Annotated in this window: 14 protein-coding genes; 9 read left to right on the top strand and 5 right to left on the bottom strand. The window is 56.9% G+C overall.

Annotated elements, in window-relative coordinates; all coding sequences use genetic code 11:
* Window positions 1-85: 85 nt before the first annotated feature.
* Together speG and L6R44_RS03970 are read right to left on the bottom strand one after the other, a co-directional pair.
* Window positions 86-646 (bottom strand): spermidine N1-acetyltransferase, encoded by a 561-nt coding sequence (gene speG, locus L6R44_RS03975; protein WP_014883673.1) that lies wholly within the window; start codon window positions 644-646, stop codon window positions 86-88.
* A complete protein-coding gene (locus L6R44_RS03970) occupies window positions 646-984 on the bottom strand; it encodes a DUF1283 family protein (RefSeq protein WP_045890288.1) in 339 nt (112 codons plus the stop codon). The genes speG and L6R44_RS03970 overlap by 1 nt, the downstream gene beginning before the upstream one ends.
* Before the next feature lie 152 nt (window positions 985-1,136).
* On the opposite strand from L6R44_RS03970, the gene L6R44_RS03965 reads away from it, so the two are divergent.
* The 5 genes from L6R44_RS03965 (at window position 1,137) to L6R44_RS03945 (ending at window position 6,947) form a co-directional block, all read left to right on the top strand.
* Window positions 1,137-1,463 carry a YnfA family protein gene (locus L6R44_RS03965; protein ID WP_023330304.1) on the top strand — a complete coding sequence of 109 codons (327 nt, stop codon included), beginning with the start codon at window positions 1,137-1,139 and terminating at the stop codon, window positions 1,461-1,463.
* Between the two features lie 112 nt (window positions 1,464-1,575).
* Window positions 1,576-2,790, top strand: a complete 1,215-nt coding sequence (manD, locus tag L6R44_RS03960) for a D-mannonate dehydratase ManD (protein WP_237423351.1) — start codon at window positions 1,576-1,578, stop codon at window positions 2,788-2,790.
* A gap of 14 nt (window positions 2,791-2,804) precedes the next feature.
* Entirely contained in the window at window positions 2,805-3,824 is a 1,020-nt protein-coding gene (locus L6R44_RS03955) for a Zn-dependent oxidoreductase (RefSeq protein ID WP_237423350.1), read from the top strand.
* Between the two features lie 72 nt (window positions 3,825-3,896).
* A complete protein-coding gene (locus L6R44_RS03950; RefSeq protein WP_237423349.1) occupies window positions 3,897-5,264 on the top strand; it encodes an MFS transporter in 1,368 nt (455 codons plus the stop codon).
* 219 nt (window positions 5,265-5,483) lie between these two features.
* Window positions 5,484-6,947 carry a mannitol dehydrogenase family protein gene (locus L6R44_RS03945; RefSeq protein ID WP_237423348.1) on the top strand — a complete coding sequence of 488 codons (1,464 nt, stop codon included), beginning with the start codon at window positions 5,484-5,486 and terminating at the stop codon, window positions 6,945-6,947.
* 43 nt (window positions 6,948-6,990) lie between these two features.
* Here L6R44_RS03945 and ydfZ read toward each other — a convergent pair whose 3' ends face one another.
* Window positions 6,991-7,194, bottom strand: a complete 204-nt coding sequence (gene ydfZ, locus L6R44_RS03940; RefSeq protein ID WP_014883679.1) for a putative selenium delivery protein YdfZ — start codon at window positions 7,192-7,194, stop codon at window positions 6,991-6,993.
* Between the two features lie 288 nt (window positions 7,195-7,482).
* Between ydfZ and L6R44_RS03935 the strand changes: the two genes are divergently transcribed.
* Window positions 7,483-7,914 carry a universal stress protein gene (locus tag L6R44_RS03935; RefSeq protein WP_237423347.1) on the top strand — a complete coding sequence of 144 codons (432 nt, stop codon included), beginning with the start codon at window positions 7,483-7,485 and terminating at the stop codon, window positions 7,912-7,914.
* A 35-nt stretch (window positions 7,915-7,949) separates the two neighbouring features.
* On the opposite strand, the gene L6R44_RS03930 is transcribed toward L6R44_RS03935, so the two are convergent.
* Together L6R44_RS03930 and ydfG are read right to left on the bottom strand one after the other, a co-directional pair.
* On the bottom strand, window positions 7,950-8,636 hold the full coding sequence (locus tag L6R44_RS03930; RefSeq protein ID WP_237423346.1) for a GntR family transcriptional regulator: 687 nt from the start codon (window positions 8,634-8,636) through the stop codon (window positions 7,950-7,952).
* 91 nt (window positions 8,637-8,727) lie between these two features.
* The gene (gene ydfG / locus L6R44_RS03925) at window positions 8,728-9,474 is read right to left on the bottom strand and encodes a bifunctional NADP-dependent 3-hydroxy acid dehydrogenase/3-hydroxypropionate dehydrogenase YdfG (protein ID WP_023311558.1); all 747 of its coding nucleotides are present in this window, start codon (window positions 9,472-9,474) and stop codon (window positions 8,728-8,730) included.
* A gap of 142 nt (window positions 9,475-9,616) precedes the next feature.
* Here ydfG and dcp point away from each other — a divergent pair, with 142 nt between their 5' ends.
* From dcp to L6R44_RS03910, 3 genes are all read left to right on the top strand, one after another.
* The gene (gene dcp, locus L6R44_RS03920) at window positions 9,617-11,650 is read left to right on the top strand and encodes a peptidyl-dipeptidase Dcp (RefSeq protein ID WP_237423345.1); all 2,034 of its coding nucleotides are present in this window, start codon (window positions 9,617-9,619) and stop codon (window positions 11,648-11,650) included.
* A gap of 405 nt (window positions 11,651-12,055) precedes the next feature.
* The gene (locus L6R44_RS03915; protein ID WP_032640425.1) at window positions 12,056-13,603 is read left to right on the top strand and encodes a methyl-accepting chemotaxis protein; all 1,548 of its coding nucleotides are present in this window, start codon (window positions 12,056-12,058) and stop codon (window positions 13,601-13,603) included.
* A gap of 423 nt (window positions 13,604-14,026) precedes the next feature.
* Window positions 14,027-15,232, top strand: coding sequence for an MFS transporter (locus L6R44_RS03910; RefSeq protein ID WP_237423344.1), 1,206 nt, complete (start codon window positions 14,027-14,029; stop codon window positions 15,230-15,232).
* Window positions 15,233-15,242 lie beyond the last annotated feature (10 nt).

Raw genomic sequence — 15,242 nt, 5'->3', positions numbered from 1 at the left:
TATTGCACAGTGTAGGCCGGGTAAGCGCAGCGCCACCCGGCAATAAAGACCGCGCCATTGTTGATGACAGGGGCTGTCATCCCTCTCATTGCGCGGTCGGTTTCAGCAGGCTGGCGCCTGACGGTTTATGCCCGGCCAGATGCTGATGCTGGAAGATGCACATGCGGATGGTATTGCGGTATTCACCGTTGATGAAGAATTCGTGAATCAGCTCGCCTTCCACCATAAAGCCCAGCTTGCGGTAGATATGGATCGCTTTCTCGTTCTCTTTGTCCACAATCAGGTACAGCTTGTAGAGGTTCAGAACGTTGAATCCGTAATCCATCGCCAGCTTCGCCGCCCGTGAGGCCAGGCCTTTCCCCTGATGCTCAGGGGAGATGATGATCTGAAACTCCGCCCGACGGTGAACGTGGTTGATCTCAACCAGCTCCACCAGCCCGGCTTTTTCGCCGCCACACTCCACCACAAAACGACGTTCGCTCTGATCGTGAATGTGCTTATCGTAAAGATCGGACAGCTCAACAAAGGCCTCGTAAGGCTCTTCGAACCAGTAGCGCATCACGCTGGCGTTATTGTCGAGCTGATGGACGAAGCGCAGATCTTCCCGCTCCAGCGGACGGAGCTTAACGTCACACGAGGCCGACATTACGGGGCTACCGTGCGGCCAGTGCGGCGATCCAGGCAGCGCAGGGTGTTAGGCTCCCAGTAGGCATTGACGTTCGCGCTTTGCTGACACTTATCGCGCGCGTCAAAAGCGACATCTTCTTTGTCCCACTCTTTTTCAGCACGTTTGTTGACCTTCTGACGAAGGCTGCGGGTGTCATTCCATTGTTCTTTGTCCATGGCGGCATTCTGGCGGCTTTGCGCGCTGTCACCAGACTCGATAACGAGCTTGCTGGTTTCCGCTGTCGCAGAGGCGGCAAAAGCGAAAGATGACATCGCCAGCAGGGCCGTCAGACAAAGGCGTTTGCTTAATGTGGTCATAGCGTTTCCTTTTAAATGGGTGCAGATAATCAAGTTACCCCGTACAGATTCTACACTAAAGCGAAATAAGGTCATACCCGCGGGGCAAGTATGGAAAAGTAAAGGGCATCATCAGGTATGATGTCTAAATAATTCCTCACCTGACGTGAAATATGCTTAAAACGACGCTGCTTTTTTTTGCCACCGCGCTGTGCGAAATCATCGGCTGCTTCCTGCCCTGGCTCTGGCTGAAAAAGGGAGGTAGCGCATTATTGCTGATCCCGGCGGGGGTTGCGCTTGCCCTGTTTGTCTGGCTGTTAACGCTGCATCCGGCCGCCAGCGGCCGCGTCTACGCGGCTTACGGTGGCGTCTATGTCTGTACCGCGCTGCTGTGGCTACGGGTGGTGGACGGCGTCAGGCTTAGCGCGTACGACTGGGCCGGCGCGCTGATTGCCCTGTGCGGTATGCTGATTATTGTCGCGGGATGGGGGCGCGCCTGAGCCCCTCGATTTTTGTGACCGTTCGCTGATTTTATGATCATCATACTTGTATGGTAGTAGGGTTGATGGGTAAATTTCCAGCATCACAACGACCGATGTAAGGAAAGGAATTATGAAGATTGTCGCGGCTGACGTGTTTGTTACCTGCCCGGGGCGGAACTTTGTCACCCTAAAAATCACCACCGACGAGGGGATTGTTGGCCTCGGTGACGCTACGCTAAACGGGCGAGAGCTGTCCGTGGCCTCGTACCTCAAGGATCACCTCTGCCCCCAGCTGATTGGCCGCGATGCGCACCGCATCGAAGACATCTGGCAGTTCTTCTATAAGGGCGCCTACTGGCGTCGCGGGCCGGTCACCATGTCGGCCATCTCCGCCGTGGATATGGCGCTGTGGGATATCAAAGCCAAAGCGGCCAACATGCCGCTCTACCAGCTGCTGGGCGGCGCATCCCGCGAGGGGGTCATGGTCTACTGCCACACTACCGGGCACACCATTGACGACGTGCTCGAAGACTACGCCCGCCATAAAGAGATGGGCTTTAAGGCGATCCGCGTCCAGTGCGGCGTGCCGGGCATGAAAACCACCTACGGCATGGCCAAAGGAAAAGGGCTGGCCTACGAGCCCGCGACCAAGGGCGACTGGCCGGAAGAGCAGCTGTGGTCCACCGAAAAATACCTCGACTTCACGCCGAAGCTGTTCGACGCGGTGCGCAATAAATTCGGCTTTAATGAACATCTCCTGCACGACATGCACCACCGTCTGACGCCAATCGAAGCGGCGCGCTTCGGCAAAAGCATCGAGGAATTCCGCATGTTCTGGATGGAAGACCCCACGCCTGCCGAAAATCAGGCCTGCTTCCGCCTGATTCGCCAGCACACCGTCACGCCCATTGCGGTGGGCGAAGTGTTTAACAGCATTTGGGACTGCAAGCAGCTGATTGAAGAGCAGCTTATCGACTATATCCGCACCACCATAACCCACGCGGGCGGGATCACCGGGATGCGCCGCATCGCGGACTTCGCCGCGCTCTACCAGGTGCGAACCGGCTCGCACGGCCCGTCGGATCTTTCACCCGTTTGCCACGCCGCCGCGCTGCATTTCGATCTGTGGGTGCCGAACTTTGGCGTGCAGGAATATATGGGCTATTCCGAACAGATGCTGGAGGTCTTCCCGCACGGCTGGCGCTTTGATAACGGCTATATGCATCCGGGCGACAGGCCGGGGCTGGGCATTGAGTTTGATGAAAAGCTGGCGGCGAAATACCCGTACGATCCGGCCTATCTGCCGGTAGCCCGTCTTGAAGACGGCACGCTGTGGAACTGGTAAGCGAGGAGCAAACGATGAAAAGCGTAGTGATTCAACAGCCGAACGAACTGGTGATTGAGGAACGGCCACTCCCGACGCCGGGCGCAGGTGAAGTCCGCGTCAAGATTAGGCTGGCCGGGATCTGCGGGTCGGACAGCCACATCTACCGCGGCCATAACCCCTTCGCAAAGTATCCGCGCGTGATTGGCCATGAGTTTTTTGGCGTGATTGATGCCGTGGGCGAGGGCGTTGACGCTGCCCGCCTGGGCCAGCGCGTCTCGGTTGATCCGGTGATCAGCTGCGGGCACTGCTACCCGTGCTCCGTCGGAAAGCCCAACGTCTGCACCTCGCTGGTGGTGCTGGGCGTCCATCGCGACGGCGGCTTTAGCGAATACGCGACCGTGCCCGCAAAAAACGCCTGGCCCATCCCGGATGCGATACCGGACAAACACGCCGTTATGGTCGAGCCCTTCACCATCGCCGCCAACGTGACGGGGCAGGCGAATCCGACTGAACAGGACGTCGCGCTGATTTATGGCGCGGGGCCGATGGGGCTGGTCACCGTACAGGCGCTGAAAGGCGTCTATCGGGTGAAGCAGGTTATCGTGGTTGACCGCATCGATGAGCGCCTGAAAATGGCCCAGCGCAGCGGCGCGGACTGGGTGCTGAATAACGGCGAGCAGTCTCTGCAGGCCGCGCTGGACGAAAAAGGCATTAAGCCGACGTTAATCATTGATGCCGCCTGCCATCCGTCGATTTTGCAGGAAGCGATAATCCTGGCCTCTCCGGCGGCGCGCATCGTGCTGATGGGCTTCTCCAGCGAGCCGAGCCAGATCGTTCAGCAGGGGATCACCGGCAAAGAGCTGGCGATATTTTCCTCGCGCCTCAATGCCAACAAATTCCCGGTCGTCATCGACTGGCTGAAAAAAGGGCTGATCGACCCGGAAAAACTGATCACCCATACCTTTGACTATCACCACGTTACGGACGCCATTGAACTGTTTGAGAAAGACCAGCGGCAGTGCTGCAAGGTTCTGCTCACGTTCGGCCAATAATCAATTACGCGGTTAAGAGCCCGCGCAGACGGGCTCTATGTGGTACGCATCTTACCTTCAGAGATAGCCATTATGACCCAAGCACAACCTCAAAGAACCACCTCCGATCTGGTGAAAGCCGCCGTTTCCGGCTGGCTGGGCACCGCCCTGGAGTTTATGGACTTTCAGCTTTACTCGCTGGGGGCCGCTCTGGTCTTCCACGAGATCTTCTTCCCGGAACAGTCGGCCGCGATGGCGCTGATCCTGGCGATGGGAACCTACGGCGCAGGCTATATCGCACGCATCGTCGGCGCCTTTATCTTCGGCAGAATGGGCGACAGCATTGGCCGTAAGAAGGTGCTGTTTATCACCATCACCATGATGGGGATCTGCACCACGCTGATTGGCGTCCTGCCGACCTACGCGCAGATTGGGATTTTTGCCCCGGTTCTGCTGGTGACGCTGCGTATTATTCAGGGCCTGGGCGCCGGGGCGGAGATCTCCGGGGCCGGGACCATGCTGGCGGAGTACGCGCCGAAAGGAAAACGCGGCATCATCTCCTCGCTGGTGGCGATGGGCACTAACTGCGGAACGCTGAGCGCAACGGCGATCTGGGCGGTGATGTTCTTTGCTCTCGACCGTGAAGAGCTGATTGCCTGGGGCTGGCGCGTGCCGTTCCTCGCCAGCGTGGTGGTGATGATCTTCGCCATCTGGCTGCGTATGAACCTGAAAGAGAGCCCGGTCTTTGAGAAAGTAAACGATGCACAAACCGTGCAGCCGGACACTTCGCTGGGTTCAATGGTAAAAAGCAAATCCTTCTGGCTGGCGACCGGCCTGCGTTTCGGTCAGGCGGGCAACTCGGGTTTAATCCAGACGTTCCTTGCCGGCTATCTGGTCCAGACCCTGCTGTTCGATAAGGCCATCCCTACCGATGCGCTGATGATCAGCTCCATTCTCGGGTTTATCTCCATCCCGCTGCTGGGCTGGCTATCCGATAAAGTGGGGCGCCGTCTGCCGTACATCATCCTCAATATCTCCGCCATTGTGCTCGCGTACCCGATGCTGTCGATCATCGTCGATAAGAGCTATGCGCCGGGGACGATCATGCTCTGCATCATCGTTATCCATAATTTTGCCGTGCTGGGGCTGTTTGCGCTGGAAAATATCACCATGGCGGAGATGTTTGGCTCACGAAACCGCTTTACCCGCATGGCGATTTCCAAAGAGGCAGGCGGTCTGGTGGCGGTGGGTTTTGGTCCGGTACTGGCGGGGATCTTCTGCAATATGACCGGCTCCTGGTGGCCGATCGTTGCCATGCTGGTGGCCTATTCCGCGATTGGGCTGGTATCGGCGATCCTGATGCCGGAAGTGCGCGACCGTGATTTGAGCGCGGCGCAGGACGCTGCGGAGTCCGCACCCGTTGAGAGCGTGGGTTACGGCGCGATCTCCACGCGGCGCTGATGGTTTACAGCCTGCGTGACTTATCACACAACTTTATCTTTATGTCACACCACATGCGTAAAAGTTAATATAAATCAAAAACTCAAACGGCAGTATCAGTATGGTTGATGGCAGTGATTTTTTACCCCGACTGCCATTCTAGTTGGTGTAGTCAGCAGGCGCTGCCGCTTTACCCAAAGCGGCAGCGATCCACCGCTTTCTAATTAACGAGTCATAATTATGGAAAATACCTTATTACAGGCCAACGCGACGCTGCCTCAGTACGATCGCAACAGCCTTAACGCACGCATCGTTCATTTAGGCTTTGGCGCATTTCACCGCGCGCATCAGGCCGTGTATGCCGACATTCTCGCCGCGGAACACGGCAGCGACTGGGGCTACTGCGAGGTTAACCTGATTGGCGGCGAACAGCAGATTGCCGATCTGCACGCGCAGGATAACCTCTATACCGTGGCGGAGATGTCTGCCGACGCGTGGACGTCCCGCGTGGTGGGCGTGGTCAAAAAGGCGCTGCACGCGCAGGCTGACGGGCTTGAGACCGTGCTTGCCGCGATGTGCGAACCGCAGGTGGCGATTGTCTCACTGACCATCACCGAAAAAGGCTACTGCCATTCTCCGGCAACCGGGCAACTGATGCTCGATCACCCGCTTATTGCCGCCGACCTGCAAAACCCGCACCAGCCAACATCCGCGCCGGGCGTAGTGGTGGAGGCGCTGGCGCGTCGCAAAGCGGCGGGGTTACCGGCCTTTAGCGTGATGTCCTGCGACAACATGCCGGAGAACGGCCATGTGATGCGCAACGTAACCTGCTCCTATGCCCGGGCGGTAGACGGCGAGCTGGCGGACTGGATCGAGGCTAACGTCACCTTCCCGTCAACCATGGTGGATCGCATCGTACCCGCGGTGACGCCCGACACGCTGGATAAAATCGAAAAGCTGACCGGCGTGCGCGATCCGGCGGCAGTCGCCTGCGAACCGTTCCGCCAGTGGGTCATCGAAGACAGCTTTGTGGCGGGGCGTCCCGAGTGGGAAAAGGCCGGTGCCGAGCTGGTGTCAGACGTCATCCCGTTTGAAGAGATGAAGCTGCGCATGCTCAACGGCAGCCACTCTTTCCTGGCGTATCTCGGTTATCTGGCCGGCTATCAGCATATTAATGACTGCATGGAAGATGCGAACTATCGCGCCGCGGCGCACGCGCTGATGCTCAACGAGCAGGCGCCTACGCTGAAAGTGAAGGGCGTCGATTTAGGACGCTATGCCGATCTGCTGATCGCCCGCTACAGCAACCCGGCCCTGCGCCATCGGACATGGCAAATCGCAATGGACGGCAGCCAGAAGCTCCCGCAGCGCATGCTGGATTCCGTGCGCTGGCACCTGGTGCACCAGAAGCCTTTCCCGCTGCTGGCGCTGGGCGTGGCAGGGTGGATGCGCTATGTCGGCGGCGTGGACGAGCAGGGTAACGCGATTGACGTGAGCGATCCGCAGCTGGCGGTGATTCAGGCGGCGGTGAAGGGCAGTGCGGAAGGGGAAAGCCGGGTCAAGGCGCTGCTCGGCATTGAGGCCATCTTTGGCAAGGAACTCCCGCGTGAAGCAGGCTTTGTTGATGCGGTCATGAAGGCGTACCTGACGCTGCTGCAAAAGGGCGCGAAAGCGACCGTGGCCCAGTACGCGTCTCAACGCTGATTCAGCACATGCCGCCGTGCGCGGCGGCATGTCTGCGCACCGTTTAGTGCATTCCGAGGCGAATCAGCTCAATCGGCTCGAACTTACCTTCGCATCCTTCCACTTCAACCGTTTTGCTGCGGCGTACCTGCGCGGCATCCAGCCCGTCGCTGTGTATCGCTTTAATCACGCCGGTTTTACCCGTGCCGCTAATCATGACGCGGCTGCCGGTGGTGATTGCATTGCGGTTACGGTCGTATGTCATCATGGTATTTTCTCCTCTCTAACCTGTTCGTTACGGCGTTATTTCAGGTTTTGCCGTTCACGGGGCATATAAATACGCCTGTCCGCGGCGCATGTTTTTGTTTTTGATCAAACTCACACTTTTTTCTTTATTTCCTCCGGTGCTGACGGTTCAGGACGGTAATTTACAAAGCAGACCGTTATTTTCATTAACTGATAGTTTCAGCAGGGAAGCGTTTAGGGTTGGTTTATATTCCAGGTGCCATTCTGGGTACAGGAAATAACCCTTTCATCGGAATAAGGAGTCAGGCTTATGTATAAGAAGATTTTGATGCCTGTTGACGTGTTTGAAATGGATTTGAGCGACAAAGCGGTTCGCCACGCGGCAAACCTTGCGAAGGCGGAGGGCGCCTCGATTACCCTGGTCAATATCCTGCCGGCCAGCAGCCGGTCCCTGCTGCGCGGATTTAACGCCGATATTAAAAAGTTCGAAGAATATATGACGGAGGAATCCGGCAAGAAAATGAACGCGTTAAAAAGGCTGTTCGATATCTCGCCGGAGAAAATTGACACGCTGGTTCGCTTTGGCAACGTCCGCGATGAAATTATCAGTCTCAGCAAGGAAGGAGAATATGACGCAATCGTCATCGGGTCGAAAAATCCGGGGATGACCACCCATCTGCTGGGATCAAATGCCGAATCTATTTTGCGCTACGCCACGATCCCGGTGTTAGTCGTTCGCTAACCCCATCGCCGCGCCCGAAAGGGGGCGGCGCAATATTACTCTTCGCTAAACCACTCGCTATTTTCCTGACGAATCAGCTGTACGGATTCGCTAATTTCCTGCAGATGCAGCGTCATCGCTTTTTCCACGCCGTCCGGGTCGCGTTTTTCCAGCGCGCTGAAAATATCGTGATGCTGTCGAAGCAGCATTTCCGGCGGGGAGACGTGATCGAGGCTCATATAGCGCACGCGGTCAATGGTGGCCTTGATGTTTTCGATGGTGTCCCAGGCCAGCTGACAATCCGCAATTTGCGCCAGCTTCTGGTGGAACTCATCGTCAAGCAGGAAGAAATCATTCAGCTGCTTGCGGTCAATCGCAATGCGCTGCTGATGGAGGTTCTGCTCCAGCAGGTAACACTGGTTGTCATTGATAAGCGTAGCGGCCCGGCGGGCGACGGCGCATTCAATGGCCTGGCGAACGAAACAGCCGTTGCGCACCTGAGAAAGCGAAATTTTGTTCACGTAGCTGCCGCGCTGCGGGCGGATTTGGATCAGGCCGTTTTCAGCAAGCTTGATAAACGCTTCGCGCACCGGCTGACGGGAAACGTCAAAACGCACGGACACCTCTTTTTCAGAAAGCGGCGTGCCGGGTGGGATCAGGCAGTGGACAATATCACGTCGCAAAATGCGATAGATTTGCTGGTTTACGGGCTGGGTAGGATTGAGTTGCGATTCAGCGGCCATGAGTTGTCATTTCTCAGAGAGTTAGCCTGAACATACTACCATTCTTTTAGCTGCCGAAACAGACCCGGCCCGCAGGCCGGGAAGGGCAGATCTAGCCACGATGGACGCTAAGTCCGGCAAAACTCTGGCTGACTGGCATCATTTCTACGGTGTTGATGTTGACGTGTTTTGGCAGCGTCGCGACCCACCAGACCGTTTCGGTAACGTCTTCCGGCGTCAGCGCGTTAGCATTTTCGTAGGTTTTACCCGCTTTCGCGTCATCGCCCTTGAAGCGCACGTTGGAAAACTCGGTGCCGCCCACCAGGCCCGGCTCGATGTCGGTGACGCGAATGGCGGTGCCGTGCAGGTCAGTGCGCAGGTTAAGGCTGAACTGACGCACAAACGCCTTGGTTGCGCCATAAACGTTACCGCCCGCGTAAGGCCAGCTTCCGGCGGTAGAACCGATATTGATAATGTGGCCGCGGTTGCGCTCCACCATGCCCGGCAGCACCGCGCGGGTCATATAGACCAGCCCCTTGTTGTTGGTGTCGATCATGTTTTCCCAGTCTTCAACGCTGGCTTTGTGCGCAGGCTCCATGCCCAGCGCCAGACCGGCATTGTTGACCAGCACGTCGATGGCGCGCCACTCGGCGGGCAGGTTGGCAATCATCTCTTCAATGGCCGCGCGGTTACGTACGTCCAGCTGCGCGGTCAGGATGCTGTCACCCAGTTCGTCCTTCAGCTCCTGCAGGCGCTCCTGACGACGGCCGGTCGCAATAACCTTGTGCCCGTTGGCGACGAAGCGACGCGTGATGCTTTCACCAAAACCTGCCGTTGCCCCGGTAACTAAAATAATCATCTCACTGTTCCTCAACGCTTTTTGTGTTGTACTACCATAGCACGGCTGCAGAGGGTGCGTTAAGGCAACATTTGTATGACGGCGTTGCAGGCGATGGCGGCCTGGCCTACTCTGGGAGGATACCCGTACTCAGGAGTGAAAGATGACGGCCACGAATCCCTTTTTTGACATCAGCCTGCTGCCTTACCAGGCCCCCCATTTTGATGAGATCAACGATAGCCACTATCGCCCGGCGTTCGATGAGGCGCTTCGCCAGAAGCGGGCGGACATTGACGCGATCGTTTCTCAGACCGCTGCGCCTGACTTTACCAACACCGTGCTGGCGCTGGAGAAAAGCGGCGCCATGCTCGCGCGCGTCAGCAGCGTGTTCTTCGCCATGACCTCCGCGCACACCAATCCGTATTTACAGGCGCTGGAGGAGCAACTCTCCACCGAGCTTGCCGCGCTGGCGAACGATATCTGGCTGAATGACGTGCTGTTCGCCCGCGTGGAGAGCGTCTGGCAGGACCGCGCCGCGCTGGATGCCGAATCCCGGCGGCTGGTCGACGAGACGTATCAGCGGTTTATTCTGGCCGGTGCGCGTCTGAATGAGACCGAAAAAGCCGAGCTGAAGGCGCTGAACACCGAGGCGGCGACCCTGACCAGCCAGTTTAATCAGCGTCTGCTGGCTGCCGATAAGACGGGTGGGCTGGTGGTGGATTACGCGCACCAGCTTGACGGGCTCAGCGCCGGCGAGATCGCCGACGTGGCGCAGGCCGCCGCGGAGAGAGGGCTAAACGACCGCTGGCTGATCCCGCTTCTGAACACGACTCAGCAGCCCGCGCTTTCCGCGCTGCGCAATCGTCAGACCCGGGAAAACCTGTTCAACGCGGGCTGGACGCGCACCCAGAAAGGGGACGAAAACGACACCCGTGAGCCGATCCTTCGCCTGACGGCGCTGCGCGCGCGACAGGCTCGCCTGTTGGGCTTTAAGGACTACGCCAGCTGGAGTATCGCCGATCAGATGGCGAAAACGCCTGCCGCCGCGCTGGAATTTATGCGCGGCATCGTGCCCGCCGCCCGCGCCCGTGCGGAACGCGAGCTGGCCGACATTCAGAACGTGATTGACGACGAGCAGGGCGGCTTCACCGCGCAGGCCTGGGACTGGGCCTTCTATGCCGAGCGCGTGCGTCAGGCAAAATATGCGCTTGATGAATCACAAATCAGACCCTATTTTGCGCTCAATACTGTGCTGCAGGATGGCGTATTCTGGGCCGCAAGCCAGCTGTTTGGCATCCGCTTTGTGGAGCGCTTCGATATCCCCGCGTATCACCCGGACGTCCGCGTATGGGAAATTTTCGACCACACCGGTGAGGGCATGGCGCTCTTTTACGGCGACTTCTTTGCCCGCGACTCCAAGCAGGGCGGGGCCTGGATGGGGAATTTCGTCGAGCAATCCTTCGAGTTTGCTGCCCGCCCGGTGATTTACAACGTCTGTAACTACCAGAAACCGGCTAACGGCGGCGTTGCGCTTCTCTCGTGGGATGACGTGATAACCCTGTTCCACGAGTTTGGCCATACGCTGCACGGCCTGTTTGCCAGCCAGCGCTTCGCCACGCTTTCCGGCACCAATACGCCGCGCGATTTCGTTGAGTTCCCGTCGCAAATTAACGAGCACTGGGCCAGCCATCCGCAGGTGTTTACCCACTACGCGCGCCATTACGAAACCGGTGAGCCGATGCCGGACGCCCTGCGGGAAAGCATGCTCAACGCGACCCATTTCAACAAGGGGTATGACATGACGGAGCTGCTGGGGGCCGCGCTGCTGGACATGAACTGGCACGCCATCCGTGAAGCCGTATCGGACGTTGAGGCCTTTGAAACGGCAGCGTTGAAAAAAGAGGGGCTGGATCTGCCCGCCGTTCCGCCTCGCTACCGTAGCAGCTACTTTGCCCATATCTTCGGCGGCGGCTACGCGGCGGGCTATTACGCCTACCTGTGGACCCAGATGCTGGCGGACGACGGCTATCAGTGGTTTGTCGAACGGGGCGGCCTGACGCGGGAAAACGGGCAGGCATTTCGCGAGGCGATTTTGTCGCGCGGTAACAGCACGGATTTAGCCGAGCTGTATCGCCAGTGGCGCGGGCACGATCCGAGGATCGAACCTATGCTGGAGAATCGCGGGCTGAGCGCGTAGGAAGCGTTCAGGCTGGAAGAACAACCGGGCAGCGCCCGGTTTTTATCAAAACAGCCTAAGCCCGGACTGGTCAATAAATGAACTTAATTTACATTTGTTAATCTTTTGAAATTTCTATAAATAAAATACGCCTAATTTTTCCGATTTTCGTAAATCTCAAATTTATTATATCTGCAAGTTTATTTTATTATTTAATTTGCTGTAAACAGGTGTATGAATAACATATAAGAATTATCCTAATTGGATGATAAATATAATTTAATTGTGCCTAAAGTATTAATTTTCTCTGCCGATTAGCATGGGTGTGGGCATGATGGATTTCTTAATCCATTAACCACAAAAAATAAGCCGTTATTAAAATTCATCTCCAGAAGATGAACCTATGCTAATTATTAAGGAAGAGTAATGTTTAAAAATCTCAACATCGGCACCCGGCTTACCATAGCATTTGGCGCAATTGTGGTTTTAATGTCCGTCGTCTGCGGATTGCTCTATTTGAGCTTTGACAAAGTGACGGCCGTAAGCAAGCTCAACGTCCATAGCTATAAAGTGGTCGATAATCTTCGCTCAGTCACCGAAACCCTGATCAACATGGAAACAGGTATTCGGGGTTTTGCGCTCACCGGCAACCGGGACGTTCTCGAGCCCTTCACGCAGGGTGATGAGAGGTTTAAAAGCAAAGTAGAAGAAATTGCCGAGCTTACGCGTGATAACCCGTCGCAGCAGCAGAAATTAACTTCACTTTCCACGCTTGAAGAGGAATGGAAAAGATCATTTGCTCTGCCGTTAATCCAGCGCAGGGAGAGCGTATCCCGCGGGGGCGAGAATATGGATGCGTTTATCAATAATGTTCAGCGCAATACCGGAAAAGCCCAAATGGACGCCATGCGGGGCGTTATTCAGCAAGCGTTGAGGGATGAGTACAGCATCATGGCTGAACGTCAAACCCGACTGGCTGAAGAACGCTTCCGAACGCGAATGATGATTGTCCTGGGAATGATTGCTGCGGTTATCACCGCGCTGCTGACGGGCATACTTCTTTCACGCAGTATTCTCCGACCGCTAAAGCAGGCCGTGAATACGGCGAATACTATCGCTGCGGGCAATCTCACCTCAACCATACATATTACCCGTAGGGATGAAACGGGCACGCTGCTTTCGGCGCTGGACAATATGCAGACCCAGTTGAAAACGCTCGTCACTGAAATCAAAGAGGCTGCCGCGTCGGTTGATCTCGCCGCCGGGGAGATTGAGCAGGGAAACATGGAGCTATCGTCTCGTACCGAAGAACAGGCGGCCGCGTTGCAGCAGACTGCCGCCAGCATGGAACAACTGACGATGACCGTTCGAAACAACACCGAGGTCGCAGAACACACGGCAACGTCTGCGAGAAAGACTGAGGCACTGGCTCGCGAAGGGGAATCTGCCGTGGGTGAGATGAGCGAAACGATGCAAAACATTTCGGCTAATGCCCTGAAGATTAAAGAAATCACCAGCGTTATTGAAGGTATTGCTTTCCAGACTAATATCCTGGCGCTTAACGCAGCGGTTGAGGCGGCTCGTGCCGGTGAGCATGGCCGCGGCTTCGCCGTGGTGGCGACAGAAGTCAGGAGTCTCGCTCAGCGCAGCGCAACGGCGTCAAAAGAAATTGGGGCCCTGATTGAGCATGCCGTTGAGGATGTCGAAAACGGTGTGTCGGTCGCATCCAGAACGGCTGAGACGATTTTACGCGCCGCCAGCAACGTGGCTACGTTGGCAGAAACGATGGATAGCCTTTCCATGGCCTCGGTTGAGCAAATGCAGGGCATCATGCAAATCAGCACAGCCGTCACCCAGATGGATGGCGTGACGCAGGGGAATGCGGCGCTTGTCGAGCAGTCCGCTGCGGCATCACAGGCCCTGACCGAGCAGTCAAGGTCTCTGAAGCAAATGACGGAAAACTTTGCGATTTGAGCAGCAAAAGCACAGTTTTACGGTAACACTCCAGCGTTTTAAACACGCCTGTTAATTACACCTTTACGGGGACGCATCATTAAAAGGACGTCCCCGTTAATAAAGAGAAAAATAGCCGTGCGCCAGTGACAATAAAAAAATACGGTCTACGATTTCGTAGGATGAAAAATTTATAATGGAGTTTCCAATGGTGATTGCCGTAATGACGGTTTTACTCGTTCTGCTGATGATTCCAGCGGCTATTCACATTTTGCTGCAGCTCGTGGGGGGATGGTGTGACATGTAGCCTCCCACGTTAATCTCTCTCAAGTCGTCATTTGTTTTTCAAAAAGCACCGCTAAACTGCATCTTTAATTTTATTGTGCGATCGTCTGGCTGCGGGTCGTCGCAGTACGCGAGCCGGATACCTTACAGGCAGGAAGTATGTCTCTTCGTTCGCTGCGGGCATTATGCCTGACCAGTTTTTTTATCGCGGATGTTCGCGACGGGCTCGGACCTTTTCTCGGTATTTTTCTGACCGAACGCCGCTGGACTCCGGATGATATCGGCATCCTGATGACGGCAGGTGGGCTGGCGGGACTGATGGCTACGCTACCTGCGGGGGTCATTACCGACACGTCCCGGAACAAACGCGCGGTGCTGGCGCTGCTGTGCATGTTGATCACGCTGAGCACGCTGCTGCTCTGGTTTAGCCAGCAGACCAGCGTTGTCGCCGTCTCGCAGATGGTTACGGGTATCTGCGCGGCGTTTGTCGGTCCGCTGATCGCGGGGATTACGCTGGGCCTGACCGGCCAGGGCGGGTTCAGCGCGCAGATGGGTAAAAACGAGGCGTTCAATCACGGCGGTAATTTCGTCACGGCACTGCTAGCGGGCGGCATTGCCTGGTACTGGGGCGTCGGGGGCATTTTCCTGCTGATGACCTGCACCACGCTGCTCACGCTGTGCGCTTTGCTTGCCATACGCAACCGGGATATCGATAACGACGCGGCGCGAGGGCTTTCCTCCTCGGGGAGCGCTCCGGTGCCCGGCTTTACCGTGCTGATTAAAAACCGGGCGCTGTTTGTGACCGGGCTGACGCTGCTGCTGTTCCACCTGGCGAACGCCGCGCTGCTGCCGATGCTGAGCATGAGGGTGGCCTCGGCGCCCGCCGCGATCAACCCCGGCCTGTATGCGGCAGGCACCGTCATCATCTCGCAGGCCGTGATGATCCCCGTCGCCATCTGGGTTGCCCACCGAATAGACCGCTACGGCTACTGGCGCCTGATTATGCTGGCCCTGCTGGTGATGCCGGTGCGCGCGGCGCTGGCGGCCTCTACGGACGCACCGTTAATGATGATCCCGGTACAGATTCTTGACGGTCTGGCCGCGGGGATCCTGGGCGTTGTGGTTCCCTCGTTTATCGTGGTGCTGTTGCGCGGAAGCGGCCACGTCAATGCCGGGCAGAGTGTGGTGATGCTGATGCAGGGGGTTGGGGCATCCTTGAGCCCGGCGTTAACCGGCACGATTGCCGGGCATTACTCCTTTGCGACGGCATTCAGCGTTCTGAGCGCGATTGCGCTGGCGGCCGTCCTGATCTGGTGGCGCGTTGCGCATCGCAGCTGGGAAACAAACGCGCCGGGCGAGGTATAGACGCCACCCG

It is taken from the genome of Enterobacter cloacae complex sp. ECC445, from assembly GCF_021892025.1.
Lineage (GTDB): Bacteria > Pseudomonadota > Gammaproteobacteria > Enterobacterales > Enterobacteriaceae > Enterobacter > Enterobacter chengduensis.
This window is presented reverse-complemented; position numbering and strand designations above follow the sequence as displayed.

Excerpts from the sequence above, each read along its gene's own strand:
- speG (WP_014883673.1), bottom strand. The coding sequence starts at position 646 with ATGTCGGCCTCGTGTGACGTTAAGCTCCGTCCGCTGGAGCGGGAAGAT.
- L6R44_RS03970 (WP_045890288.1), bottom strand. The coding sequence starts at position 984 with ATGACCACATTAAGCAAACGCCTTTGTCTGACGGCCCTGCTGGCGATG.
- L6R44_RS03965 (WP_023330304.1), top strand. The coding sequence starts at position 1,137 with ATGCTTAAAACGACGCTGCTTTTTTTTGCCACCGCGCTGTGCGAAATC.
- manD (WP_237423351.1), top strand. The coding sequence starts at position 1,576 with ATGAAGATTGTCGCGGCTGACGTGTTTGTTACCTGCCCGGGGCGGAAC.
- L6R44_RS03955 (WP_237423350.1), top strand. The coding sequence starts at position 2,805 with ATGAAAAGCGTAGTGATTCAACAGCCGAACGAACTGGTGATTGAGGAA.
- L6R44_RS03950 (WP_237423349.1), top strand. The coding sequence starts at position 3,897 with ATGACCCAAGCACAACCTCAAAGAACCACCTCCGATCTGGTGAAAGCC.
- L6R44_RS03945 (WP_237423348.1), top strand. The coding sequence starts at position 5,484 with ATGGAAAATACCTTATTACAGGCCAACGCGACGCTGCCTCAGTACGAT.
- ydfZ (WP_014883679.1), bottom strand. The coding sequence starts at position 7,194 with ATGATGACATACGACCGTAACCGCAATGCAATCACCACCGGCAGCCGC.
- L6R44_RS03935 (WP_237423347.1), top strand. The coding sequence starts at position 7,483 with ATGTATAAGAAGATTTTGATGCCTGTTGACGTGTTTGAAATGGATTTG.
- L6R44_RS03930 (WP_237423346.1), bottom strand. The coding sequence starts at position 8,636 with ATGGCCGCTGAATCGCAACTCAATCCTACCCAGCCCGTAAACCAGCAA.
- ydfG (WP_023311558.1), bottom strand. The coding sequence starts at position 9,474 with ATGATTATTTTAGTTACCGGGGCAACGGCAGGTTTTGGTGAAAGCATC.
- dcp (WP_237423345.1), top strand. The coding sequence starts at position 9,617 with ATGACGGCCACGAATCCCTTTTTTGACATCAGCCTGCTGCCTTACCAG.
- L6R44_RS03915 (WP_032640425.1), top strand. The coding sequence starts at position 12,056 with ATGTTTAAAAATCTCAACATCGGCACCCGGCTTACCATAGCATTTGGC.
- L6R44_RS03910 (WP_237423344.1), top strand. The coding sequence starts at position 14,027 with ATGTCTCTTCGTTCGCTGCGGGCATTATGCCTGACCAGTTTTTTTATC.